The 20,611-nt window shown below is 64.5% G+C and carries 25 protein-coding genes and 1 tRNA gene; 10 read left to right on the top strand and 16 right to left on the bottom strand.

Going from position 1 to position 20,611, the window contains the following annotated elements; genetic code table 11:
• Positions 1–138 precede the first annotated feature (138 nt).
• The 5 genes from ASD87_RS18090 to ASD87_RS18070 form a co-directional block, all read right to left on the bottom strand.
• Complete coding sequence (locus tag ASD87_RS18090; protein WP_042794090.1) at positions 139–345, bottom strand: cold-shock protein; 207 nt, start codon at positions 343–345, stop codon at positions 139–141.
• Positions 346–667: 322 nt separating this feature from the next.
• Positions 668–1,231 carry a DUF924 family protein gene (locus tag ASD87_RS18085; protein WP_056324481.1) on the bottom strand — a complete coding sequence of 188 codons (564 nt, stop codon included), beginning with the start codon at positions 1,229–1,231 and terminating at the stop codon, positions 668–670.
• Between the two features lie 137 nt (positions 1,232–1,368).
• Positions 1,369–1,572, bottom strand: a complete 204-nt coding sequence (locus ASD87_RS18080; RefSeq protein ID WP_006220190.1) for a cold-shock protein — start codon at positions 1,570–1,572, stop codon at positions 1,369–1,371.
• A 371-nt stretch (positions 1,573–1,943) separates the two neighbouring features.
• Positions 1,944–2,264, bottom strand: a complete 321-nt coding sequence (locus tag ASD87_RS18075; protein WP_056324478.1) for a hypothetical protein — start codon at positions 2,262–2,264, stop codon at positions 1,944–1,946.
• A 92-nt stretch (positions 2,265–2,356) separates the two neighbouring features.
• Positions 2,357–2,755 (bottom strand): hypothetical protein, encoded by a 399-nt coding sequence (locus ASD87_RS18070; RefSeq protein ID WP_056324475.1) that lies wholly within the window; start codon positions 2,753–2,755, stop codon positions 2,357–2,359.
• A gap of 123 nt (positions 2,756–2,878) precedes the next feature.
• On the opposite strand from ASD87_RS18070, the gene ASD87_RS18065 reads away from it, so the two are divergent.
• On the top strand, positions 2,879–3,181 hold the full coding sequence (locus ASD87_RS18065) for a DUF2513 domain-containing protein (protein ID WP_056324687.1): 303 nt from the start codon (positions 2,879–2,881) through the stop codon (positions 3,179–3,181).
• 40 nt (positions 3,182–3,221) lie between these two features.
• Here ASD87_RS18065 and ASD87_RS18060 read toward each other — a convergent pair whose 3' ends face one another.
• The 3 genes from ASD87_RS18060 to ASD87_RS18050 all read right to left on the bottom strand — a co-directional run bounded on the left by ASD87_RS18060 (position 3,222) and on the right by ASD87_RS18050 (position 5,193).
• A complete protein-coding gene (locus ASD87_RS18060) occupies positions 3,222–3,515 on the bottom strand; it encodes a hypothetical protein (protein WP_056324472.1) in 294 nt (97 codons plus the stop codon).
• A 96-nt stretch (positions 3,516–3,611) separates the two neighbouring features.
• Positions 3,612–4,010: a RidA family protein gene (locus ASD87_RS18055; RefSeq protein ID WP_304438534.1), complete on the bottom strand. Its 399-nt coding sequence runs from the start codon at positions 4,008–4,010 to the stop codon at positions 3,612–3,614.
• A 25-nt stretch (positions 4,011–4,035) separates the two neighbouring features.
• Entirely contained in the window at positions 4,036–5,193 is a 1,158-nt protein-coding gene (locus tag ASD87_RS18050; protein ID WP_056324466.1) for a DSD1 family PLP-dependent enzyme, read from the bottom strand.
• 123 nt (positions 5,194–5,316) lie between these two features.
• On the opposite strand from ASD87_RS18050, the gene ASD87_RS18045 reads away from it, so the two are divergent.
• A complete protein-coding gene (locus ASD87_RS18045; protein ID WP_056324464.1) occupies positions 5,317–6,231 on the top strand; it encodes a LysR family transcriptional regulator in 915 nt (304 codons plus the stop codon).
• A 13-nt stretch (positions 6,232–6,244) separates the two neighbouring features.
• On the opposite strand, the gene ASD87_RS18040 is transcribed toward ASD87_RS18045, so the two are convergent.
• A complete protein-coding gene (locus ASD87_RS18040) occupies positions 6,245–6,643 on the bottom strand; it encodes a RidA family protein (protein WP_056324461.1) in 399 nt (132 codons plus the stop codon).
• A 166-nt stretch (positions 6,644–6,809) separates the two neighbouring features.
• On the opposite strand from ASD87_RS18040, the gene ASD87_RS18035 reads away from it, so the two are divergent.
• Positions 6,810–7,118 (top strand): hypothetical protein, encoded by a 309-nt coding sequence (locus ASD87_RS18035; protein WP_056324458.1) that lies wholly within the window; start codon positions 6,810–6,812, stop codon positions 7,116–7,118.
• A gap of 25 nt (positions 7,119–7,143) precedes the next feature.
• Here the strand turns inward: ASD87_RS18035 and ASD87_RS18030 are convergent, their stop codons facing one another.
• Both ASD87_RS18030 and ASD87_RS18025 read right to left on the bottom strand, forming a co-directional pair.
• The gene (locus ASD87_RS18030; RefSeq protein WP_056324457.1) at positions 7,144–7,401 is read right to left on the bottom strand and encodes a hypothetical protein; all 258 of its coding nucleotides are present in this window, start codon (positions 7,399–7,401) and stop codon (positions 7,144–7,146) included.
• A gap of 99 nt (positions 7,402–7,500) precedes the next feature.
• Positions 7,501–9,150, bottom strand: a complete 1,650-nt coding sequence (locus tag ASD87_RS18025) for an intermembrane transport protein PqiB (RefSeq protein ID WP_056324454.1) — start codon at positions 9,148–9,150, stop codon at positions 7,501–7,503.
• Between the two features lie 161 nt (positions 9,151–9,311).
• Here ASD87_RS18025 and ASD87_RS18020 point away from each other — a divergent pair, with 161 nt between their 5' ends.
• Positions 9,312–9,797 carry a GNAT family N-acetyltransferase gene (locus ASD87_RS18020; RefSeq protein ID WP_056324451.1) on the top strand — a complete coding sequence of 162 codons (486 nt, stop codon included), beginning with the start codon at positions 9,312–9,314 and terminating at the stop codon, positions 9,795–9,797.
• 26 nt (positions 9,798–9,823) lie between these two features.
• On the opposite strand, the gene ASD87_RS18015 is transcribed toward ASD87_RS18020, so the two are convergent.
• From ASD87_RS18015 to aqpZ, 3 genes are all read right to left on the bottom strand, one after another.
• A complete protein-coding gene (locus tag ASD87_RS18015; protein WP_056324448.1) occupies positions 9,824–10,132 on the bottom strand; it encodes a hypothetical protein in 309 nt (102 codons plus the stop codon).
• Positions 10,133–10,200: 68 nt separating this feature from the next.
• Positions 10,201–11,058: a 3-deoxy-8-phosphooctulonate synthase gene (gene kdsA, locus ASD87_RS18010; protein ID WP_056324445.1), complete on the bottom strand. Its 858-nt coding sequence runs from the start codon at positions 11,056–11,058 to the stop codon at positions 10,201–10,203.
• Between the two features lie 134 nt (positions 11,059–11,192).
• Entirely contained in the window at positions 11,193–11,906 is a 714-nt protein-coding gene (aqpZ, locus tag ASD87_RS18005) for an aquaporin Z (protein WP_056324443.1), read from the bottom strand.
• 263 nt (positions 11,907–12,169) lie between these two features.
• On the opposite strand from aqpZ, the gene ASD87_RS18000 reads away from it, so the two are divergent.
• A complete protein-coding gene (locus ASD87_RS18000; protein WP_056324441.1) occupies positions 12,170–12,721 on the top strand; it encodes a hypothetical protein in 552 nt (183 codons plus the stop codon).
• A 24-nt stretch (positions 12,722–12,745) separates the two neighbouring features.
• Here ASD87_RS18000 and ASD87_RS17995 read toward each other — a convergent pair whose 3' ends face one another.
• Both ASD87_RS17995 and ASD87_RS17990 read right to left on the bottom strand, forming a co-directional pair.
• Positions 12,746–14,041 carry a diguanylate phosphodiesterase gene (locus ASD87_RS17995; RefSeq protein ID WP_235512733.1) on the bottom strand — a complete coding sequence of 432 codons (1,296 nt, stop codon included), beginning with the start codon at positions 14,039–14,041 and terminating at the stop codon, positions 12,746–12,748.
• A gap of 227 nt (positions 14,042–14,268) precedes the next feature.
• Positions 14,269–14,355: transfer RNA gene (locus ASD87_RS17990), tRNA-Leu, on the bottom strand.
• A 47-nt stretch (positions 14,356–14,402) separates the two neighbouring features.
• On the opposite strand from ASD87_RS17990, the gene dapC reads away from it, so the two are divergent.
• From dapC to ASD87_RS17965, 5 genes are all read left to right on the top strand, one after another.
• On the top strand, positions 14,403–15,599 hold the full coding sequence (gene dapC / locus ASD87_RS17985; RefSeq protein WP_056324436.1) for a succinyldiaminopimelate transaminase: 1,197 nt from the start codon (positions 14,403–14,405) through the stop codon (positions 15,597–15,599).
• Positions 15,600–15,623: 24 nt separating this feature from the next.
• Positions 15,624–16,445, top strand: a complete 822-nt coding sequence (dapD, locus tag ASD87_RS17980; protein ID WP_056324432.1) for a 2,3,4,5-tetrahydropyridine-2,6-dicarboxylate N-succinyltransferase — start codon at positions 15,624–15,626, stop codon at positions 16,443–16,445.
• Positions 16,445–17,584, top strand: coding sequence for a succinyl-diaminopimelate desuccinylase (gene dapE, locus ASD87_RS17975; protein WP_056324429.1), 1,140 nt, complete (start codon positions 16,445–16,447; stop codon positions 17,582–17,584). The genes dapD and dapE overlap by 1 nt, the downstream gene beginning before the upstream one ends.
• 95 nt (positions 17,585–17,679) lie before the next feature.
• Positions 17,680–18,585: a 50S ribosomal protein L3 N(5)-glutamine methyltransferase gene (gene prmB / locus ASD87_RS17970; RefSeq protein WP_056324427.1), complete on the top strand. Its 906-nt coding sequence runs from the start codon at positions 17,680–17,682 to the stop codon at positions 18,583–18,585.
• A complete protein-coding gene (locus ASD87_RS17965; RefSeq protein WP_156403452.1) occupies positions 18,582–20,516 on the top strand; it encodes an ABC-F family ATP-binding cassette domain-containing protein in 1,935 nt (644 codons plus the stop codon). The genes prmB and ASD87_RS17965 overlap by 4 nt, the downstream gene beginning before the upstream one ends.
• Positions 20,517–20,611: the final 95 nt, after the last annotated feature.

The raw sequence follows: 20,611 nt of genomic DNA, 5'->3' as shown, positions 1-20,611 counted from the left end.
CCTACAATGCAAAACACCCGATGAAGTTCACCGGGTGTTCAGTCCGTAGCCTGCTACGGATACCGTGCCGTAGGTGTCAACCTATGGCAGGACGGGTCATAGAACACCGGGCGCACCCGGCGCGCTACCCGAGAGGTCTCAGGCCGCTACCTTGATGTTCTTGGCGCTGGGACCCTTGGGGCCGGTTCCAACGTCGAAAGTGACCCGCTGGTTTTCCTGCAGCGACTTATAGCCCTCGCTGCGGATTTCGGAGTAGTGAGCGAAAAGATCCTTGCTGCCGTCGTCGGGCATGATGAAGCCATAACCCTTTTCGGCGTTGAACCACTTGACGATGCCGGTTGCCATGGGATGTCCTTGACCTAAAAAGCGATTGCTCGCGGGACGCCAGATCTTCAAGGATGGGAGAGGATAGCAACCGCGGCACCACTGACGGCGACCAAGGAGAACGCAGACCGCGTCGCTTGAGAATCTCGCTGAAACCAGTTTATTGGCGAATCTGGAAAAACGTCAAATGTCCGAAAGGCCTGTTTTTGATCCCCAAAACGGGCCCTACACCCGCTAAAAAGCGCAAGCCAGGCCGCTGGGCGGGTTGAACATTTTCAACTTGCCACGCACCGATACACGTGGAAACCGTCACGCTGGAGCCCGCCTCGCGAGGTTCCGCGCCCTACCCGGCGAATCCGCCGGATTCCAGAAACTCGCGTTCGGCCTGGCTCGTCTGCCGTCCCAGCGCCGCGTTGCGGTGCGGAAAGCGTCCGAAGCGCTTGATGATGTCGCGATGCAGGACGGCCCACTTCACGGCTTCTGCACCCAGCGGTTCCATCAGGGCGACAGCGCGGTTCTGCGCAGCCAGGCTCTCGGCGTGCTCGAACGGCATGTAGAAGAACTGGCGCAGCGACGCATCGACTTCCAGATCATGGCCCGCGGCGATCGCGCGTTCCGCGAAATGCAGCGCCAGCGCGTCGGTGGCGAACATATGCGCGGTGTCCCGGTAGGCATTGCGGGGAAACTGGTCCAGCAGGATCATGAGCGCGATCGCGCCCGAGGGGTCATCCAGCCAGGCATCGAGCCGGCGCGCGGCTGCTGCCATATGCGCCGCTTCGAAGCGCTGGCGAAAGCTGGCGTCAAACTGTGCGTTCTTGCTGAACCATTGGGGTGGCCCGGCTTGCAGCCAGAAGGCGACCACATCCTGAGGTTGCGTGACAAACGGCGTGGGGGTGGTTGCGGTCATGGCGATGCGTGCGTAAGGGTGAGCGCGCTGGCATTCCCAAAAGAACGGGTAGCGCGACGGAAAATCAGCCGCCCAGCATAACGCGCAGAAAACAAAAAAGGCCCCGCTAGGGGGCCTTCTTGCGAAAATTCAGAGCCTTACAGGACCTGGATCTTCGTGGCTTGCGGGCCCTTGGGGCCATTGGCCGTCACAAAGCTGACGCGCTGGTTCTCTTCCAGAGACTTGAAGCCCGAGCCCTGAATTTCGGAGAAGTGAGCGAACAGATCCTTGCCACCCGCTTCCGGGGTGATGAAGCCATAACCCTTTTCCGAATTGAACCACTTAACGACGCCGGTTTCCATACTGTATTTCCTAGAGATAATGGGCAAATGCCCGGAGGTCACGAATCAATCAAGGAGGGGACAGTAGAACAATAACGCTGAGCCGGAAAAGGCACCGCACTGATCGAAAATCGCAACGCTTGTGATCGTGTGCCGACACTATCGTTATATTCCCCTCACAAGTCAACATAATCCTAAAAAACACGTGCCAATAATGCAACAAAGAGAAACTGCGCGGTTATTCTGCACGTTTTTAAAGGGTAAACGAGTCCCTGCATAGGTGTTAACACCCATACATCATAAAAAAACAAACAAGGCTTATATAAATGCCATCAAAAGCGCGTACGACCTGCAATACGCCGTTCGGATGACACTATGGTTTGCCGCCAGGCTTACTCGTCGATAGGTAAACCCAACAAGTCGAGCGCCGCGCCAAAAGCATCGGGGCCCGAGCAAAGGAAAACCGCCACGTCGCCGGGGTTCATATTTTCCAGCACTTGGTCGATCTGTTCTTGAGCATTATCAACATTGTCGACATTGGCGGCGTGTATATCCGCTCCGGCATCGACTTTTTCGCGAGGCACGATATCTGCGATTGCATTGAGATCATCCACGCCCATGACGACATAAGCGCTGATGCTCTCGCCGTCCAGGGTGGTGTGCAGCTCGACGCCGCCCGCTACGTCGGCAACGTGCCGACTGAGTATTTCCATTTCCATCTTCCTTGATTTGCGGGCTGAGCCCGCCTGGGCACGCACCTCACAGGTGCACACGCACGCCCAGGCGCGACTATAACAGCCTTAGGCTAACGTTTCTTGACGTTGGGGCCAAGCGACTGGCGAGCGGCCCCGGAAGTGGCCGCCACGGTACGGCAACGCACCCCGGCTTCGGCCAGCACCCGGGCCAGCGGCTTCTGGGCGGCGAGGAACGCCGTCTTTTCGTCGGCGGCCAGCTTGCAGATGAACAACTGAGCCTGGAGTTGCGTGCGGCGCGCCTTGCGGTTGTCGGCTTCCTTGGCGAGCCATTCGCCCACCCAGGCCGCGGCAGCCTCGGCATCTCCCTGCTGCTTGACGTGCCCGAGCAGGTCGTAGACGGTCACGCCGTCGATGCGCTCATCCTCGCCGCGGGAGAGGAACAGCTTGGCGGACTGGCCCGTGTAGCCTGGAACGACCGCCAGACAATCCCGTTCTGCGGGTTTTTTCATGGTGTTTTCGAATGTGGTTTAGCAAGAACCCCGGACTGTAACGCAGGCGCGCCCGCTGTCCTATTGCCGTTGCGGAAGTCTGCTATCGTCAACGTGTTCTTTCATCCCAACATGGTGGACATCATGCAACGCGATTTCGATCTGGTCGTCACGATTCTGGGCGCCCTGCGCGACGCCCCCGGCCCCAACCTGAGCACGCACGACATCAAGAACGCCGCCCTGGCGCCGCACCCCGAAGAGCAAGGCCTGCAGCTCATCGCGCATCACCTGGACCTGCTGGAAGATGCCGGCCTGGTCAAGCAGATCAGCGAGACCGCGGCGACCGCTGGCGCCACGCGCTGGCGCATCACGTGGAAGGGCTACGACGCCCTGGAGCAGGATGAGGACGACGAAGACGACGACGAGGACTTCGACGCCGAAGAATGAGACGCTGCGCCGAAAGGCGCAGCCGGACGATCCGCGCGGCTTAGCGCAATGATTGATCCGTTTGCCGGCGTTGCCGGATGCGCCGCGTCAACAGCGCCGCGGCGGCGCCGATCACCAGGCTGAACATGAAGGCGGCGATCGACAGCATCGCCGCCAGTTCATCGAATCCCCCCAGCCGCGACAACACCAGCACGGCCACGAATATCGCCACCGACCACGCCACAAGGCCGATCAGCAGCTGCTTGACCGTCCGCAGGCGGCCGCACAAGGCGCCGCCGGCAAGTGCGGCGGCCACCATGGCAGCCATGGACCAGAACAGATACTCGTAGTGCATGGGAACGGTCTCCGCCAAGGGCATTGAGGCGCACGCATTATAGGCGGCGCCTGCCTGCCGCCGTTTGCCCCCCCTGCCCGGCCGCCCCCCCCCCGATCAGGCCAGCGCCACGACGCTGATTTCCACCAACGCGCCGTAGTGCAGTTCTCGGGTAGGCACGATGGCGCGGGCTGGCCGGTGGCTGCCAAAGCATTCGTCGTACACCGCGTTGACCTCATCCCACAGACTGACGTCCGGGATGTACACGGTCACGTTGACCACCGACGACAGCGAGGAACCGGCAGCGTCCAGGATTGCGCGCACGCTGCGCAGCGCCTGCCGCGTCTGGCCTGCCGCATCCGCCGCCAGGACGGGGCGCACGCCAGGCGCGGCAGGCGGCAAAAAGCCCAACTGCCCCGAGACGAAGACGAACCCGTTGGCGCGAATCGCCTGAGAATAATGGCCCGCGGGCGGGGTGGCGTCGGGCGTCTGGATGAGGTCCATGCGAGCGTCCATGTGAGCGTCCATGTTGGTGCGCGGCTTACCAGCCACGGAAGCGTTCCCAGTGCGCCACCACGCCCGGCTCGCCGGTACGCACGACCTCGTAAGCGTCGTGCTGAGCGCAGGTTGCGCAAGCGTGGTTCGGCACGATACGCACTTTGGCGCCGATCGGCAGGTCGGGCAACACCCCGTTGCTGCCAGGGCGCACCTTGATGATGCCCTGCTCCTGGTTGGTTTCGGCAAGCAGCACGTCCCGGTAGACCGTGCCGTCCACGTCGCACACCAGGCCGTACAACTGGTCCACCGGCTGTTTTGCCGTGCCACGATCCCGCGACATGGCCATCCACCCAGCGTCCACCAGGATCCAGCCCTTATCGGGCTGATGGCCGATAACGGTGGTCAGCACCGTGGCGGCGATGTCGTCCACGCTGCACACCCCCAGGCCGGCCATCACGAGATCAAAAAAGACGTACACGCCCGCACGGACTTCCGTGACGCCTTCGAGGTTGCGGGCAAAGTGCGCGGTGGGCGTTGAGCCGACGCTGACCACCGGGCACGGCAACCCCGCGTCGCGAATCGCCTGAGCGCAACTGACGGCGGCCCACCGCTCCTGTTCGGCCATATCGGCGATCGCCTCGACGCTACGGCAGCCATACGATTCGCCCGCGTGCGTCATGACGCCGCGCAGGCAGGCGCCCTCTTCGTGCAGCACGCGCGCAATAGCCAGCAACTGGCCGGTGTCCTTGGGCTGCACACCGGCGCGGTGCCCGTCGCAATCTATTTCGATCAGCGCCGGGATGGCATCGCCGGCAGCCTTGGAACGCGCCGACACCGCGCGCGCGGCCTCGATGCTGTCGACCACCACCGTCAGGTCGATGCCGCGCTGGCGCAAGGCAAGCACGCGGTCGAGCTTCGACGGAGACACGCCGACGGCATACAGCAGATCCGTGACGCCGGCGGCCGCGAATTGCTCGGCCTCCTGCAGCGTCGAGACGGCGGCTGGCCCTTGCGGGGTCGTCATGAGACGGCGCGCGACCTCGATGGATTTGGGCGTTTTCAGATGGGGACGCAACCTGACGCCGTGGCTGGCCATCAGCGCGTTCAGCCGGTCGATGTTTCGCGTCATGCGCGTTTCGTCCAGCAGCAGGCAGGGCGTTTCCAGCGAATCCAGGGTGGGCGCGGGGCTTTCAAGGGTCATGGGAATCTCTTGAGGGATGAGGGGCGCGGGCACGGTTGGCCCGTCGGGATCAGGAGGAAGTATGGCGCGCTCGCCACTTCCCATGTTTAATTCGAACTTAATATCCCATTAAGACCAGCCTGAATGATTACGACCGACGACCTGCGCTTTTTCCTGGGTCTTTCCACTGCTGGATCGCTGGCGCAGGCGGCGCGCTCGCTGGACGTGACGCCCCCAGCAGTCACGCAGCGGCTCAATGCGCTGGAAAAGCGGCTGGGCGTGAGACTGGTGAACCGATCGGCCCGCGGCATCGCACTGACCGACGAGGGCCGCCTGCTGGCCTTGCGCGCGGGGCAGATCAGTCATGACCTGACGGCGCTGGCAGATGAACTTGCGGGCAGGCGCGGCGTTGTGGCGGGGCATTTGCGGGTGGTGGCGCCGCTGGGCTTTGGCCAGCGCTACATCGCCCCGCTGGTGGCCGACTTCCGAGCGCGCAGCGAGAACGTAACGGCCAGCCTGACGCTGTCGGACGGCCCTCCCCGCCTGGCGTCGGACAACTGGGACGTCATGGTGCACATTGGCGAACTGCGCGACTCCACCCTTGTCGCGCACCCGCTGGCGCCGAACCGGCGCATGCTGTGCGCGTCGCCCGCGTACCTGAAGCGGCGCGGCACGCCGGCCATGCCTGAAGATCTGCGCAACCATGACTGCATCGCCCTGCGCGAGAACGACGAAGACGTGACCCTGTGGCGGTTCAGGCGCGCCCGGGGCGCAGCAGTCGGGGTTCGCATCGCGCCCGTGTTGTCGTGCAACGCGGGGGCCACTGCGCTGGAGTGGGCGTTGGGCGGACACGGCATCGTCGCGCGTTCGGAATGGGACGTGGCCACGCACGTCCGTGCGGGCGCGCTGGTCCCGTTGCTGGCCGGCTGGAGCCTGCCCGATGCGAATGTGGTGGCGCTGGTGAAATCGCGGCAGGAACTGTCCGCGCGCACGGCAGGGTTTCTGGCGGCGCTGCGCGCGGCGTTCGCCGCGCCGCCCTGGCGCGGCGGGGCGTCCTAGGTGGAAGGACGGCTCAATCGAGCATCGCTTCCGCCTCGATCTCGATCAGCCATTCGGGCAACGACAACCCGCTGACGATGATCCACGACGAAGGCGGCGGATCGACCTTGAAGCGGTCGCGCAGGGCCTGCGCCACGACCTCCTGTTCGGTGCTGACCGTGTCGCAAATGTAGATCCGCAGCATGATGACCTGCGACAGGTTGCCGCCCGCGGCCGCCAGGACACGTTCGACGTTATCCAGGGCCGCTTCGGTCTGCACTTGCAGCCCGGGTCCGACCGTGCGCTCGTTGGCATCGACGCCGACCTGGCCGGACAGCAGCATGCGGCGTTGTCCGGTAACGATCACCGCCTGGCTGAAACCGTACTGCACGGAATTGAACACCGTATCGGGATTGACGACGACTCGGGACATGGGCTTCTCCTGTGCAGTCCGGCGTGGGACGGCTGGTCATTCTAGCAACCGCGCTGAGGCCAACGGAGCGCCAGCGGCAACGCGCGTCGAGTCGACCAAACGCGGTATGGTGCCGCGGCATGCCGTTTGCTACGCTGGGCTGGTCTGTTCAGCCAGGGTCACGGCCATGAGCGAGAAGATCCGAGTTCTATGCATCCAGCCCGCAACGACGTCCGCGCGTTTCGCGTTCCTGGTGATTGCCCTGAAATGGTCATTGGGCGCCACGCCCCGGCCGTCGCGCCTGCAGATCGGCCCGCATGATCTGGCGCCCCAAGGATCGGAAGGCGCTTTCTGGCAGTTTGCCCTGCGGCACGCCTTTTCCAGCCAGTCCATTCTGGTCACGCGCGGTGAGCATTGGGATGTGTCGGCGTCGGTGGACGGCGACGAAGTCCGCGCCTTCGGGCGGACTTTTGCGCTGAGGCAGTGTCTTTTCTGACCCCGAGGTGCGCTACGCCTGCGTCTCAGGCGTCGACAGGCCCCTTGCGGTGATACGCCGCAAGTTCTTCGGCCGTCCAGCGCTGGCGCGCTTCGTCCTGACAGCAGGTGCGATACACCAGCGCGCCAACGTCCAGAAAACGCTTCACGTCGGCGTCCGAGAGCTTTCCCTGCACGTGCAACAGGCAGTCGGCCAAGGTGGAAAGCACGCCGTCCCAGCCGTCAAACCTGCCAGGCGCCACCGGCAACGTGATCATGCGCGCCATCATTTCACTATGGTCCATGCTGAGTCTCCCCTCTGTCGCGGCGCCGCTCGATCCGCTATCGCCTGGCGCCCCCGGATGGCTTGCAGCAAGTGGCGTTCCTGATGCGAAACGTATGAATCAACGCGCTGGTGCCCGCCCAGTCACCGGATCCGGCGCGCGTCCCCGCAACAGCGACCCCGGATGGGCTTGCAGGTAGTCGGCCAGTTCGCGCAGCGACCGCGCGGTGCGGGCCAGTTCCTGCAGCAGCGTGCTCGTGTTGACCGGCAAGCCCGCATCGGGACTCAGCAACCCGCCCACGGCGCCCAGCGATCGGCTGGCTTGGCGCAGCATCGCGGACGCCTCGGGCGCAAGCTGCGTGTCCAGCCGCTTGACCAGTCTGGAGGTGCCCTGAAGCAGGTTACCCAGTTCCGCGCCCAGGCCCTCCAGCGGGATCTTCTCGATCTTGGTCAGAATGGAGTTCAGTTGCAGTTGCAGCTGATCCAGGTTGTTTGGCACCGTGGGGATGAAAGGCGCCTCTTCCATCTTGAACGTGACGGGCTTGGCATCAGGAAACACCGCCATCGCAATGTACAGCTGGCCCGTCAGCAGGTTGCCGATGCGCAATTGCGCACGCAGGCCCTGTTCGATCATGGCCGCCATCAGCTTGCCGCTGGGATGCTCCAGCGACGATCCGGAATACTCCCGGATCTCTTCGAACGTCTTCGCCCCCAGCCGCTCCGGGTACAGCGTGGCATCCACCAGCGCGTAGAACTGGTTGGTCGTGCGGTCCAATTCCAGCCCGATGGCGTCGACCTGCCCGACCGAGGCGCCAAACGCGTCGATCGGGGCGCCGACGGAAAGGCCCCGCACCGACTGGTCAAACCGCATGCGGATATGCAACGGCATGCCATCCGGCTGCGCCCGCGCAGCGGTTTCTGAGGGGTAGATGACGAACGTGGCCTCCGGCTTGGCCGCGGCATGATGGCGGGTCTCTATCGAATCGAAGGCGACGCCCCCCACGATCACGGACAGCAGGGATTGCGAGCGCACGTCAAGCCCCCGCGCATCCACCGAAAAATCCACGCCGCTCGCATTCCAGAAGCGCGTGCCTTCGTTCACATATGCATCGTTCGGCGCATCCACGAACACCTGGATGTCCACCCCCTTGCCGGTGCTGTCCAGGCGGTAGTTCACAACCTGTCCGACCGCGATGCGCCGGTAATAGACCGGCGATCCGATATCCAGCGATCCCAGGTCGCGGCCCTTGAGCGTGAAGCGCTTGCCCGGCCGGTCCTGCGTCACTTCGGGCGGGACCTCCAGGCCGACGAACGCGAATTTGGTTGCCTTGCCGGGATCGACGCCACCGCGCAGGCCCGCCGGATCCAGGCCGATGTAGGCGCCGGACAGCAAGGTGCTCAGGCCGGAGACGCCGCTAAGCGTGAGCCGGGGCCGCACCACCCAGAACAAGGTGCCTTCTTGCAAAAGGCCTGCCGCATCCTTGTTGAGCCGCACCGTCGCGATCACGCCTGTTCTGTCTGCGTTGAGCGCCACACGCTCCACAAGGCCGACATTCACTTCCTTGTATCGGACCTGCGTCTTGCCCGCCTCCAGCCCTTCCGCCGTCTGAAAACTGATGGTGGCCTGCGGGCCGGCGTCCATCCAGACCTTCAACACCAGCAGCAAGCCGCCCAGTGCCGCGACGATCGGCACCAGCCAGATCCAGGAAAACCGGCGGCCACGGCGGGCCGGCGGGCGCTTTTGAGCAGCAGCAGGAGCAGTCTCGGGCATTGAAGGAATCCTTCGTGAGCACGCGTCCGGACTCTGGGTGCAATCCCGGTAAAGCGTCGCGCCAGCGGGGCCGCCGCGCAACAAGGGTAATCCCGACGTTTGCGCATGCCCGCCGCACAAAGAAAGAGTAGGATAGCCATCCCAGTAAACAGGAAACTTCCGTGAATATCGAAATCCGTCCTGCCGTGCCTTCGGACGCGGCCCAGATCCATGCCTTCATCACCGAACTGGCGGTCTACGAGCGCGCCGCCCATGAGGTGATCGCCAGCGCTGAAGATGTCGAGCGCACCTTGTTTGCGCAAGGCGCTCCGGCCCGCGCTTTGATGTGCCTGGTCGAGGGCAAGGCCATCGGCTACGCCGTCTATTTCTACAGCTACTCCACCTGGCTTGGAAAGAACGGCATCTACCTGGAGGATCTGTACGTCACGCCCGAACATCGAGGCATCGGCGCGGGACGCGATCTGCTGCGCCATCTGGCGCGCGAGGCGGTCGCAAACGATTGCGGGCGGCTTGAATGGAGCGTGCTGGACTGGAACCAGCCCGCGATCGATTTCTATCAATCCATTGGCGCCCTGCCTCAGGACGAATGGGTGCGCTATCGGATGGCCGGCGACGCATTGCGCAATTTCGCCGAAGGCCGCCGCTGAGGCGGCCACCACGGCAGCCAGACCGATCAGAACTCCGGTAGGTCGAACAGCGTGTGCAAGGTGGAGCTGGGCACCGGGACGGATGCGAGATGCTCGCGGCCCCGCGCATCCACCAGCACGCGCACCGCGCGCGATGCGACGGTCAGGCCGTCCACGCTGATCGCGGTCTCGACCTCGGCGCCTTCCTTGAGAAGTTCAATGACTTCGGAGGCTGCCGCCGTCGTGGGCTCCGATATCCACCCGGGAACGCCGCGCACGGCCTGCCCCCAGCGCACGTAGGCGATATGGCCACTCATGGCCTCCTTGCGCACGGCGACGATCACATACAAAGACATCCAGGCCTCCCTAATGTGTGGCCTGGATCGTATAACAGCTTGGCGTCCGCGGCATGACCGCGCCAGCGTCAGGGCTCGATGTCGATGGGCGCAAAGGACTTCACCAAGTCGTCAAGCTGCTTGAGTTGCGTCAGGAAGGGCTCCAGCTTGTCCAGCGGCAAGGCGCTGGGACCGTCGCACTTTGCGTTCTTGGGATCGGGATGGGCTTCCAGGAAGAGGCCCGCCAGACCGACCGCCATGCCCGCGCGCGCCAGTTCGGCCACCTGTTCGCGGCGCCCGCCGGATGCGGCGTCCAGGGCCGATCGCTGCTGCAGCGCGTGGGTCACGTCAAAGATCAGCGGACGGTTGCCGGATACTTTTTTCATCACGCCAAAGCCCAGCATGTCGACGACCAGGTTGTCGTAGCCGAAGCTCGTGCCGCGGTCGCAGAGAATCAGCTTGTCGTTGCCGGCCTCGGTGAACTTCTCGACGATGTTGAGCATCTGCGTGGGACTGAGGAACTGCGGCTTCTTGATGTTGACCACGCGTTGCGTCTTGGCCATCGCGACGACCAGGTCGGTCTGGCGGGCCAGGAATGCAGGCAGTTGCAGGATGTCGGCGACTTCGGCGACCGGCGCGGCCTGCCAAGGCTCGTGCACGTCGGTGATGACCGGCACGCCGAACTCCTTTTTCACTGCTTCGAAGATCTTCATGCCCTCTTCCAGTCCGGGACCGCGATACGAATGGATGGACGAGCGGTTGGCCTTGTCGAACGACGCCTTGAACACGTAGGGGATGCCCAGTTTGCGCGTCACGCGCTGGTATTCCTCGCACGCGCGCAGTGCCAGTTCCTTGGATTCCAGGACATTGATGCCGCCGAACAGCACGAAAGGCCGATCGTTCGCGCAGGCGATCGAGGAGGAAATTACGATTTCTGGGGCGGTCATGATGGGAATCCTGTAAAGGTAAGGCAGGTGATAGTGCGTAATGTACAACCTGCCTCACCGCCGCATCATCTGACTGCCCCCATTTTCCTGCCCGCGGTAGCCCTAAATCACGCGCGCGATGCGGATCGGACGTGTCATGCGCGCTCGAGCGCCGGATCGCTGACCAGCCGGTAGGCCACCGCGCCGATGATCGCGCCCACAATGGGCGCCACCCAGAACAGCCATAATTGCTCCAGCGCCCAGCCGCCTACAAAAAGTGCCGGCCCGGTCGACCGTGCCGGATTCACCGACGTGTTGGTGACCGGGATGCTGATGAGGTGGATGAGGGTCAGCGCGAAGCCGATGGGAATGGCTGCAAAGCCAGCCGGCGCGCGCCGGCTGGTCGCGCCAAGAATCACGAAGATAAAGCCGGCGGTCAGCACCAATTCGGTCACCAGCGCGGACAGCAATGTGTATTTGCCGGGTGAATACGCGCCATAGCCATTGGCGGCAAAGTGGCTTGCCCGCAGGTCAAAGCCCAGCTTGCCGTTTGCAATGCATGCCAGGACCGCCGCCGCCGCAATCGCGCCCAGCACCTGCACGATGACGTACGGCAGGATTTCCTTGGCGGGAAAGCGTCCGCCCGCCACCAGCCCCACCGTGACCGCAGGATTGAAGTGCCCGCCGGAGATGTGACCCACTGCGAAGACCATCGTCAGGACGGTCAGGCCAAAAGCCAGCGCCACGCCCAAGAATCCGATGCCCAACTGGGGAAATCCGGCGGCGAGCACCGCCGCGCCGCACCCGCCCAGCACCAGCCAGAACGTGCCGAAGAACTCCGCGCCGCAACGCTTGGGTAATGAATACATGACCACTCCTCGATATCGAAAGCCCTTAAGGTATCGGCATGCGCGGAAGGCAACATTCAAGAATTGATAATCTTGACGATTCTTGTATGCCCGGCGCGGCGGGCGCATAGGTGGTGGTCAAAATAGCCCGGCGGCGCGCGACGTGGGATCGTGCAGATGGGCGATGCGACGAACGATTTTCAGTGTCCGGACATCCCCGCTCGTTGACGGCAAAAAACGGCGAGTGCTATGTTTCAGCGGCCCGCCCTCGACGGAGGAACACCGTGAAACTGCTGCTCGCATTTGTTCCCTTCATCGCCTTTGCCTTGCTGGAACACCGCATCGGCACGCACGCGGCTCTCGTGGCGGCCACGGCCGTCTCCGCCCTTCTGGTGATACGGGACCGGTTCATTCTTCATGCTTCGCCCAAAACGCTCGAAGTGGGCTCGCTGATCCTGTTCGGCGCACTCGCCTTCGCCACGCGCGTCGCCGGATTCAGCCCCTCTTTGCTGAGCGTGCGCCTGCTGGTGGACGCGGGCCTCCTGGCCATCGTGCTGGGGTCGATCTTTGCCGGCCGGCCCTTCACGCTTCAGTACGCAAAGGAACGCGTGTCGCCCGAAGTTGCCGCCCTGCCCGCGTTCCGGCGCACGGCGGATCGGATCGCCTGGGCATGGGCAGGTGCGTTCATGGTCATCGTTCTCGCGGATCTCGCGATGATGTACGTGCCGGCGTTCACCGCCACCGCAGGCACGGTCGTCATCCTGGCGGCGCTCGCCGCCGCGGCCTGGTTTACTGCGTGGCTGCCGAAGGCGGCCAAGCGGCAAGTGCGGGCGTGACCCCAAACCAATGACCGGAAGGCGTCAACCTGGATGAATGCGTTCGGGCCAATGTACGTCGGGCACCCCGTTCAGCGCGGGCTTTGCGAACAGATACCCCTGGAAGCGTTCAAATCCGGCGGCCTGGAGCCAGCACCATTCCTCGACCCGTTCCACGCCCTCCGCGACGGGCGTGATGCCCATGGCGCTGCAAGCGCGCGCAATGCCGCAAACGATCGCCTGGCGGGGGCCGTCCAGATGAATGTTCTGGATGAGTTGCCGGTCGATCTTGAGCTTGTCCGGCTGAAATTCGGCCAGCAACGACAGGCCCGCGAACCCTGCCCCGAAATCATCGATCGCGACCCCGATGCCTGCCCGGCGCAGGCGTGCGATCGCGTCCCTGAAGGCGAACGGGCGCTCAATGGCCTCCTGTTCGGTGATTTCCACGATCACGTGCTGCGGCAAGAGGTCGCAGGCCGCAATCTGATCCACCAGGCGGCTGACCGCCGACGGGTCTTCGATCAGCGACATCGGCAGCAGGTTGACCGACAGCTTCACCTTGTCCAGGCCCAACCGCCGCGCCAGTTCGAATGCCGCGGCTTTCGACTCCAGATCGACGCGGTAACGCTGAGCGGGATCGAGACTGGCGAACATCTGTTCGGGGGATTCTCCGGATCTGCCGCGGATCAGGAACTCGAAGGATGTGACCTCGCGCCGCATGGGATCGACGATCGGTTGCAGCGCAAAGGGATACGCGCGGGCGGGCGCTGCGGGGTCTTCCTGGATCGCAGCCGCGCCGCTCGCCGCAAACCGCCAGTGGGCAGCATCCTCGCCCTCGACGATATGATCGGTCCCCCGCACGGCGGCATACCAGCCTAGAATCTTCACGACCCGGTCGTCTCCACGCGCCAGCCGGGCGGAAACTGTCATTTTGGCAAGAATGCGTGAGGACACCTCTTGCGGGCCGAGCTCGCGCAGATCAAGCAAGGCCATCGCATCGCCGCCGAACCGGCGGGCCGGCCCCTGGTCCTGCATCAGCAGCACGACGTTCTTGTGGGCGTCGTCGCGCCGTATCGAATCGAAAAGGCGCGATACCGCTTCATCGGGCCCTTCCAGCAGCTGCACGAAGTGCACACCGTCAAAGAGCATGATGCCGGTCACGTCCAATGCGGCGTTGCGCGCCCGGGCGGGCGTCAACAGATCGCTCAGATCCTGCGCATTCATGGTGTCGACAGCACGGCTGCGGTATATCAGTGTGGAAATCATGTCGTGTTCTTTCACGAACGGGTCGGACGTTGGACGGGTGCGGCGGCGTTGCCAAGACGCGGCAGGGTCGCGCACGCGAAGATTGGGCGCGGGGCAAGGAGGCCTTGGCGGCCGGGCCCGTTTCAGTGGCGTGGAAGGCGCGTCCGCGGCGGATGCGGATTCGTGGCCAGCGGCAAGATGAAGGACGGCGTGGGAAAAGGGAAAATGTTCCCGTCCAGCCATTCCTTCCTAATTCCCGAAATGGTTAGCTCGAAACCTGATAGGTCTGAAACCTAACTCACGGAAAAACATGGGAAGTTTGGTGGTGCGAAGGAGGGGACTCGAACCCCTACACCTGTTACGGCGTCAGGACCTAAACCTGGTGCGTCTACCAATTTCGCCACCTTCGCAATAGGCCAAGCCCGCTATTGTAGCTTGCTTGTTAAAATCTTGCGTCATGAATCCGCGCCTCGATGCCCTGCACCCCTACCCGTTCGAAAAATTGCGCGCGTTGCTGGCTTCTGCCAGCTCGCAGCCGGACGGCATTACGCCCATCAACCTGTCGATCGGCGAGCCCAAGCACGCCGCGCCCGAACGCGTGGCGCAAGCCATCCGAGACGGCATGGCCGGGCTTTCCGTCTACCCGTCGACGAAGGGCGATCCGGCCCTGCGCCGGGCGATTTCGGAGTGGCTGGCGCGCCGCTACAGCATTCCGGCGCCCGACGCCGAAACGCAGGTGCTGCCGGCCCTGGGGTCGCGCGAGGCGCTGTTTGCGTTCACGCAGACCGTGATCGATCCCGCGGCCGGTTCCGTGGTGATCTGCCCCAACCCGTTCTATCAGATCTACGAAGGCGCCACGCTGCTGGCGGGTGCGACGCCCTACTTCGTCAACGCCGATCCGGTACGCAATTTCGGCAGCGACTGGAACCAGGTGCCCGAAGACATCTGGAAGAAGACGCGCCTGGTGTTCGTGTGCTCGCCGGGCAACCCTGCCGGCAACGTGATGTCGCTGCAAGAATGGGAAACGCTGTTCAAGCTGTCGGACCGCCATGGTTTCGTGATTGCGTCGGATGAATGCTATTCCGAGATCTATCTGGACGAGGGCGATCCCCCGCTGGGCGGATTGCAGGCGGCGCGGCGACTGGGGCGGGACGACTACCGCAACCTGGTGGTGTTCTCCAGCCTGTCCAAGCGGTCCAATGTGCCGGGCCTGCGGTCGGGCTTCGTGGCGGGCGACGCGGCGCTGATCGGCCGGTTTCTGCTGTATCGCACGTATCATGGCAGTGCGATGAGCCCCATCGTGTCCGCGGCCAGCATTGCCGCGTGGACGGACGAGGCGCACGTGAAGGAAAACCGCCGCCAGTACCGCGAGAAATTCGACGCGGTGCTGCCCATCCTGCAAAAGGTGCTGGATGTGTCGCGGCCGCAGGCTTCGTTTTATTTGTGGGCGGCGACGCCCGGTTCCGATACGGCGTTCGTGCGCGACCTCTATGGCCGTACCGGTGTTACCGTGCTGCCAGGCAGCTTCCTCGCGCGCGAGGCGCACGGCATGAATCCGGGCCAGGGACGCATCCGCATCGCCCTGGTGGCGCCCTTGGCCGACTGCGTGCAGGCGGCCGAGCGCATCGCCCATTTTGTACATACTTCTGTTTGACCAACCTTTAAAAGCTGAGCCGCTATGACTCTCGACCTGCAGACCACCATTGAACAAGCCTGGGAGAACCGGGCCAACCTGTCGCCCACCGACGCCAGCGCCGAAGTGCGCGAAGCCGTTGAGCACACCATCGACGGGCTGGACCTGGGCCGCCTGCGCGTGGCCGAGAAGATCAATGACGACTGGGTCGTGCACCAGTGGATCAAGAAGGCCGTGCTGCTGTCCTTCCGCCTGAACGAAAACGCCATCATGGGCCAGGCGCCCCTGCAGTTCTACGACAAGGTGCCGCTCAAGTTCTCGGAATTCGGCGACAACGCGTTCAAGCAAGGCGGCTATCGCGTGGTGCCGCCGGCCGTGGCCCGCCGCGGCTCGTTCATCGCCCGCAACGTGGTGCTGATGCCCTCGTACGTGAACATCGGCGCCTACGTCGACGAAGGCACGATGGTCGACACCTGGGCCACCGTCGGCTCGTGCGCCCAGATCGGCAAGAACGTCCACCTGTCGGGTGGCGTGGGCATTGGCGGCGTGCTTGAGCCGCTGCAGGCCAACCCCACCATCATCGAAGACAACTGCTTCATTGGCGCGCGCTCCGAAGTCGTGGAAGGCGTGGTGGTCGAAGAGAACTCGGTGCTGGCCATGGGCGTGTTCCTGTCGCAAAGCACCAAGATCTACGATCGCGCCACCGGCAAGATCACCTACGGCCGCGTGCCCTCGGGTTCGGTCGTGGTGCCGGGCTCGCTGCCCTCGGCCGACGGCACGCACAGCTTGGCCTGCGCCGTGATCGTCAAGCGTGTCGACGCGCAGACCCGCGCCAAGACCAGCATCAACGACCTGCTGAGGGCTTGATGAGCAATTCGGCCGTACTGGATCTGGTCAAGGACCTGATCGCCCGTCCCTCCGTCACGCCCGCGGACGAAGACTGCCAGGCGGCGATTGCCGCCCGGCTCGAACGCATCGGCTTTACCTGCGAGACCATCGCGCAGGGCGGCGTCACCAATCTGTGGGCACGGCGCGGCAGCGCTGCGCCGCTGACGGTGTTTGCCGGCCACACCGACGTGGTGCCCCCGGGCCCGCGCGAGAAGTGGAACAGCGATCCCTTCGTTCCCACGGAACGCGACGGCTGGCTGTACGGCCGAGGAGCGGCCGACATGAAAAGCTCGATCGCCGCCTTTGTGGTGGCGGCCGAGGAATTCGTGGCGGCCCACCCGCAGCATGACGGCTCGATCGCCCTGTTGATCACCTCCGACGAGGAAGGCCCGTCCATCGATGGCACCGCCATCGTGTGCGACGCGCTCAAGGCGCGCGGCGAGCAGCTGGATTACTGCATCGTGGGCGAGCCCACGTCGGGCGATGTGCTGGGCGACACCTGCAAGAACGGCCGCCGCGGCTCCTTGTCGGGCAAGCTCACGGTCAAGGGCATCCAGGGGCACGTGGCCTACCCGCACCTGGCGCGCAACCCTGTTCACCAGCTTGCGCCGGCGCTGGCCGAGATCGTCAGCATTGAATGGGACCAGGGCAACGAGTATTTCCCGCCCACGACGTTCCAGGTGTCCAACCTGAACTCGGGCACGGGCGCGACCAACGTCGTGCCCGGCGAGGCCGTGGCGTTGTTCAATTTCCGCTTTTCCACGGCCAGCACGCCTGAAGGCCTGAAGCAGCAGGTTCACGCCGTGCTGGACAAGCACGGCCTGGAGTACGAGCTGGATTGGGAATTGGGCGGCGAGCCCTTCCTGACCCCGCGCGGATCCTTGACCGACGCGCTGGTGCAGGCGATCCACGCGGAAACCGGCGTGACCGCCGAGCTGTCGACCACCGGCGGCACATCGGACGGCCGCTTCATCGCCAAGATCTGCCCGCAAGTCATCGAGTTCGGCCCCGGCAACGCCACGATCCACAAGGTCAATGAGCGCATCGAGGTCGCCTCGCTGGAACCACTCAAGAACATCTATCGGCGCACGCTGGAAAACCTGCTGCTGCCCGCATGATGCCCGCGCCGGCGGGACGCAAGTCCCGCCGCGCACGCTTTCCAGCCCCCTTTCAGGGGGCGTTTTTCCGTTTTCCCCCTGGGACGGTGATTTGAATGCCTGATACGAACGCAACCTCCCGCGACGAACTGCAGACCGTGCGCGACCTGATCCGCTACGGCGTTTCGCGCCTGAACGGCGCCCAGGTGTCGCTGGGACATGGCAGCGACAATGCCTGGGACGAGGCGGTCTACCTGACCCTGCACGCGCTGCACCTGCCGCTGGACACGCTGGATCCGTTCCTGGATGCACGCGTCGTGCGCGAAGAGCGCGAGCGTGTGCTGGACCTGCTGGACCGTCGCGTGGCCGAGCGCGTGCCCGCCGCGTACCTGACGAACGAAGCCTGGCTTCGCGGCCACCGGTTCTACGTGGACAAGCGCGTGATCGTCCCGCGCTCGCCGATCGCCGAGCTGCTGGACGAGGGGCTGTCGCCGTGGGTGCAGGATGCGCTGGCCGTGGAGAACGTGCTGGACATGTGCACCGGCTCCGGCTGCCTGGCGATCTTGGCGGCGCTGGCCTTCCCTTACGCGCACGTGGACGCGGTGGACGTGTCCGCCGACGCCCTGGAAGTCGCGCGCCGCAACGTCGACGACTACGGGCTTGCCGACCGCCTGGATTTGCACGAAAGCAACCTCTTTGATGCCCTGCCCGCGCGCGAATACGACGTGATCGTCTGCAATCCTCCCTACGTGAACAGCGGCTCGATGCGCGCCCTGCCGCAGGAATACCTGCACGAACCGCAGCTGGCGCTTGCCGGCGGCGACGACGGCATGGACCTCGTGCGCCGCATCCTGCAAGCCGCCCCGCAATACCTGTCGGAGAACGGCGTGCTGGTGCTTGAAATCGGCCATGAGCGCGATTTCTTCGAAGCCGCCTTCCCGCAGCTGTCGCCCGTCTGGCTGGACACCGAGGAAGCCTCGGACCAGCTGCTGCTGCTTACCCGCGAGCAACTGAGCCTGTGATACGCGCCAACGGATTGACCCTGCGCCGCGGCACGAAAGTGCTGCTGGACGGCGCCGAATTTGTCGTGAACCCGGGGGAACGGGTAGGCATCGTGGGCAAGAACGGCGCGGGCAAGTCCTCGCTGTTCGCGCTGCTGACCGGCGCGCTGGACGCAGACGCCGGCACCTTGTCGCTGCCCGCCGGTTGGCGCATCGCCAGCGTCGAGCAGGAACTGCACGCGGACGACCGCCCTGCCCGCGAGTTCGTGATCGACGGCGACACGCATCTGCGCGCATTGCAGGCGCAGCGCGCGGCGCTGTCCGACGACCAGGGCACGCAGATCGCCGAAGTGGAAGCCGCGCTGGTGGAAGCCGGCGCCTGGAGCGCAGCCTCCCGTGCCGAACAACTCCTGGCCGGCCTGGGCTTCAAGCCCGCCGAATGGACGCAACCGGTCGAGAGCTTTTCGGGCGGCTGGCGCATGCGCCTTGCGCTGGCCCGCGCGCTGATGGCTCCGTCCGAGCTGTTGCTGCTGGACGAACCCACCAACCACCTGGATCTGGACGCGATGCTGTGGCTGGAGAAATGGCTGGCCGCCTATGAAGGCACCGTCATGCTGATCTCCCACGACACCGAGTTCCTGGACGCGGTCGCGCGGTCGATCCTGCATTTCGACCATGCCAAGCTGACGCGGTATCGCGGCGGCTATGGCGACTTCCTGACGCAGCGTGCCGAGCGCCTGCGCCAGTCCAGCATCGCCTACGACCGCCAGACACGCGAGGCGGCCCGCCTGCAAGGCTTCATCGACCGCTTCAAGGCCAAGGCGTCCAAGGCCAAGCAGGCGCAGAGCCGCGTGAAGGCGTTGGCGCGCATGCAGGTGCTGGCGCCGCTGCAAGCGGAAGCCGGCATCGACATTCGCATCCCCTCACCCGACCAGGTGCCGGATCCGCTGCTGACGCTTGAGCATCTGTCGGCGGGCTACACGGACGCCGAGGGCAATGCCGTGCCCATCCTGCGCGATGTGACGCTGATGGTTCGCGCGGGCACCCGCGTGGGCGTGCTGGGCGCCAACGGCGCCGGCAAGAGCACACTGATCAAGACCCTGGCCGAGGAACTGCCCGTGCAGGCCGGCGAGCGCCGCGCCTCGCGCGGTCTGGCGATCGGATACTTCCACCAGCACCAGCTCGACATGCTGGACGTGGACAGCACGCCAATCGCGCACCTGGCCCGCCTGGCGCCCGAGGCTCGCGAGCAGGAACTGCGCAATTACCTGGGCGGTTTCGGTTTCTCGGGCGATACCGTCACCAGCAAGGTGGGCCCGATGTCGGGCGGCGAAAAGGCGCGCCTGGCGCTGTCGCTCATCGTCTGGCAGAAGCCCAATCTGCTGCTGCTGGACGAGCCCAGCAACCACTTGGACGTCGAGACGCGCGAGGCCTTGGCCACCGCCCTGGCAGACTTCGGCGGCAGCATGCTGCTCGTGTCGCACGATCGCCATCTGCTGCGCACTACCGTGGACAGCTTCTGGATCGTGGCGGACGGCGCGGTGCGCGAGTTCGACGGCGACCTGGAGGACTACCGCGACTGGCTGGCCGCGCGCAATGCGGACGAACGCGCCGAGGCGCGGGAAAACGCCGAAAACGGCAATGACCCCGTCGTCGATCGCAAGGCGCAGCGCCGCGCCGAAGCCGAACAGCGGCAACGCCTGTCCGCCCTGCGCAAGCCGCTGGAGTCCAAGCTGGCCAAGGTGGAATCCGAAATGGAAAAGCTTCGGGGCAAGCTCGCGGCCCTGGACGCGGTGATTGCCGATCCGGACCTGTATTCCGACGCGCGTCGCGCCGAGCGCCAGAAAGTGATGGCGGACCACGGCGAACACGGCAAGCGCATGGGGGAACTGGAAGAGCAGTGGCTGGAGCTGCAGGGCTCGCTGGAAGAGATCGACCAGAGCGAAGCCTGACCCAAAAGAAGCGGGCCCAAATATAAGCGGGCTTCAAATAGAAACCGGCCCCAAATTGGGGCCGGTTTTTTTGGGCTAGCTGTTTTCGGCTGGCC

This window comes from Achromobacter sp. Root170 (assembly GCF_001428165.1).
Taxonomy (GTDB): domain Bacteria; phylum Pseudomonadota; class Gammaproteobacteria; order Burkholderiales; family Burkholderiaceae_B; genus Achromobacter; species Achromobacter mucicolens.
This window is presented reverse-complemented; position numbering and strand designations above follow the sequence as displayed.

Coding starts and splice junctions, on each gene's coding strand:
- ASD87_RS18090 (WP_042794090.1), bottom strand. CDS start 345: ATGGCAACCGGCATCGTCAAGTGGTTCAACGCCGAAAAGGGTTATGGC.
- ASD87_RS18085 (WP_056324481.1), bottom strand. CDS start 1,231: ATGACCGCAACCACCCCCACGCCGTTTGTCACGCAACCTCAGGATGTG.
- ASD87_RS18080 (WP_006220190.1), bottom strand. CDS start 1,572: ATGGAAACCGGCGTCGTTAAGTGGTTCAATTCGGAAAAGGGTTATGGC.
- ASD87_RS18075 (WP_056324478.1), bottom strand. CDS start 2,264: ATGGAAATACTCAGTCGGCACGTTGCCGACGTAGCGGGCGGCGTCGAG.
- ASD87_RS18070 (WP_056324475.1), bottom strand. CDS start 2,755: ATGAAAAAACCCGCAGAACGGGATTGTCTGGCGGTCGTTCCAGGCTAC.
- ASD87_RS18065 (WP_056324687.1), top strand. CDS start 2,879: ATGCAACGCGATTTCGATCTGGTCGTCACGATTCTGGGCGCCCTGCGC.
- ASD87_RS18060 (WP_056324472.1), bottom strand. CDS start 3,515: ATGCACTACGAGTATCTGTTCTGGTCCATGGCTGCCATGGTGGCCGCC.
- ASD87_RS18055 (WP_304438534.1), bottom strand. CDS start 4,010: ATGGACGCTCGCATGGACCTCATCCAGACGCCCGACGCCACCCCGCCC.
- ASD87_RS18050 (WP_056324466.1), bottom strand. CDS start 5,193: ATGACCCTTGAAAGCCCCGCGCCCACCCTGGATTCGCTGGAAACGCCC.
- ASD87_RS18045 (WP_056324464.1), top strand. CDS start 5,317: ATGATTACGACCGACGACCTGCGCTTTTTCCTGGGTCTTTCCACTGCT.
- ASD87_RS18040 (WP_056324461.1), bottom strand. CDS start 6,643: ATGTCCCGAGTCGTCGTCAATCCCGATACGGTGTTCAATTCCGTGCAG.
- ASD87_RS18035 (WP_056324458.1), top strand. CDS start 6,810: ATGAGCGAGAAGATCCGAGTTCTATGCATCCAGCCCGCAACGACGTCC.
- ASD87_RS18030 (WP_056324457.1), bottom strand. CDS start 7,401: ATGGACCATAGTGAAATGATGGCGCGCATGATCACGTTGCCGGTGGCG.
- ASD87_RS18025 (WP_056324454.1), bottom strand. CDS start 9,150: ATGCCCGAGACTGCTCCTGCTGCTGCTCAAAAGCGCCCGCCGGCCCGC.
- ASD87_RS18015 (WP_056324448.1), bottom strand. CDS start 10,132: ATGTCTTTGTATGTGATCGTCGCCGTGCGCAAGGAGGCCATGAGTGGC.
- kdsA (WP_056324445.1), bottom strand. CDS start 11,058: ATGACCGCCCCAGAAATCGTAATTTCCTCCTCGATCGCCTGCGCGAAC.
- aqpZ (WP_056324443.1), bottom strand. CDS start 11,906: ATGTATTCATTACCCAAGCGTTGCGGCGCGGAGTTCTTCGGCACGTTC.
- dapC (WP_056324436.1), top strand. CDS start 14,403: ATGAATCCGCGCCTCGATGCCCTGCACCCCTACCCGTTCGAAAAATTG.
- dapD (WP_056324432.1), top strand. CDS start 15,624: ATGACTCTCGACCTGCAGACCACCATTGAACAAGCCTGGGAGAACCGG.
- dapE (WP_056324429.1), top strand. CDS start 16,445: ATGAGCAATTCGGCCGTACTGGATCTGGTCAAGGACCTGATCGCCCGT.
- prmB (WP_056324427.1), top strand. CDS start 17,680: ATGCCTGATACGAACGCAACCTCCCGCGACGAACTGCAGACCGTGCGC.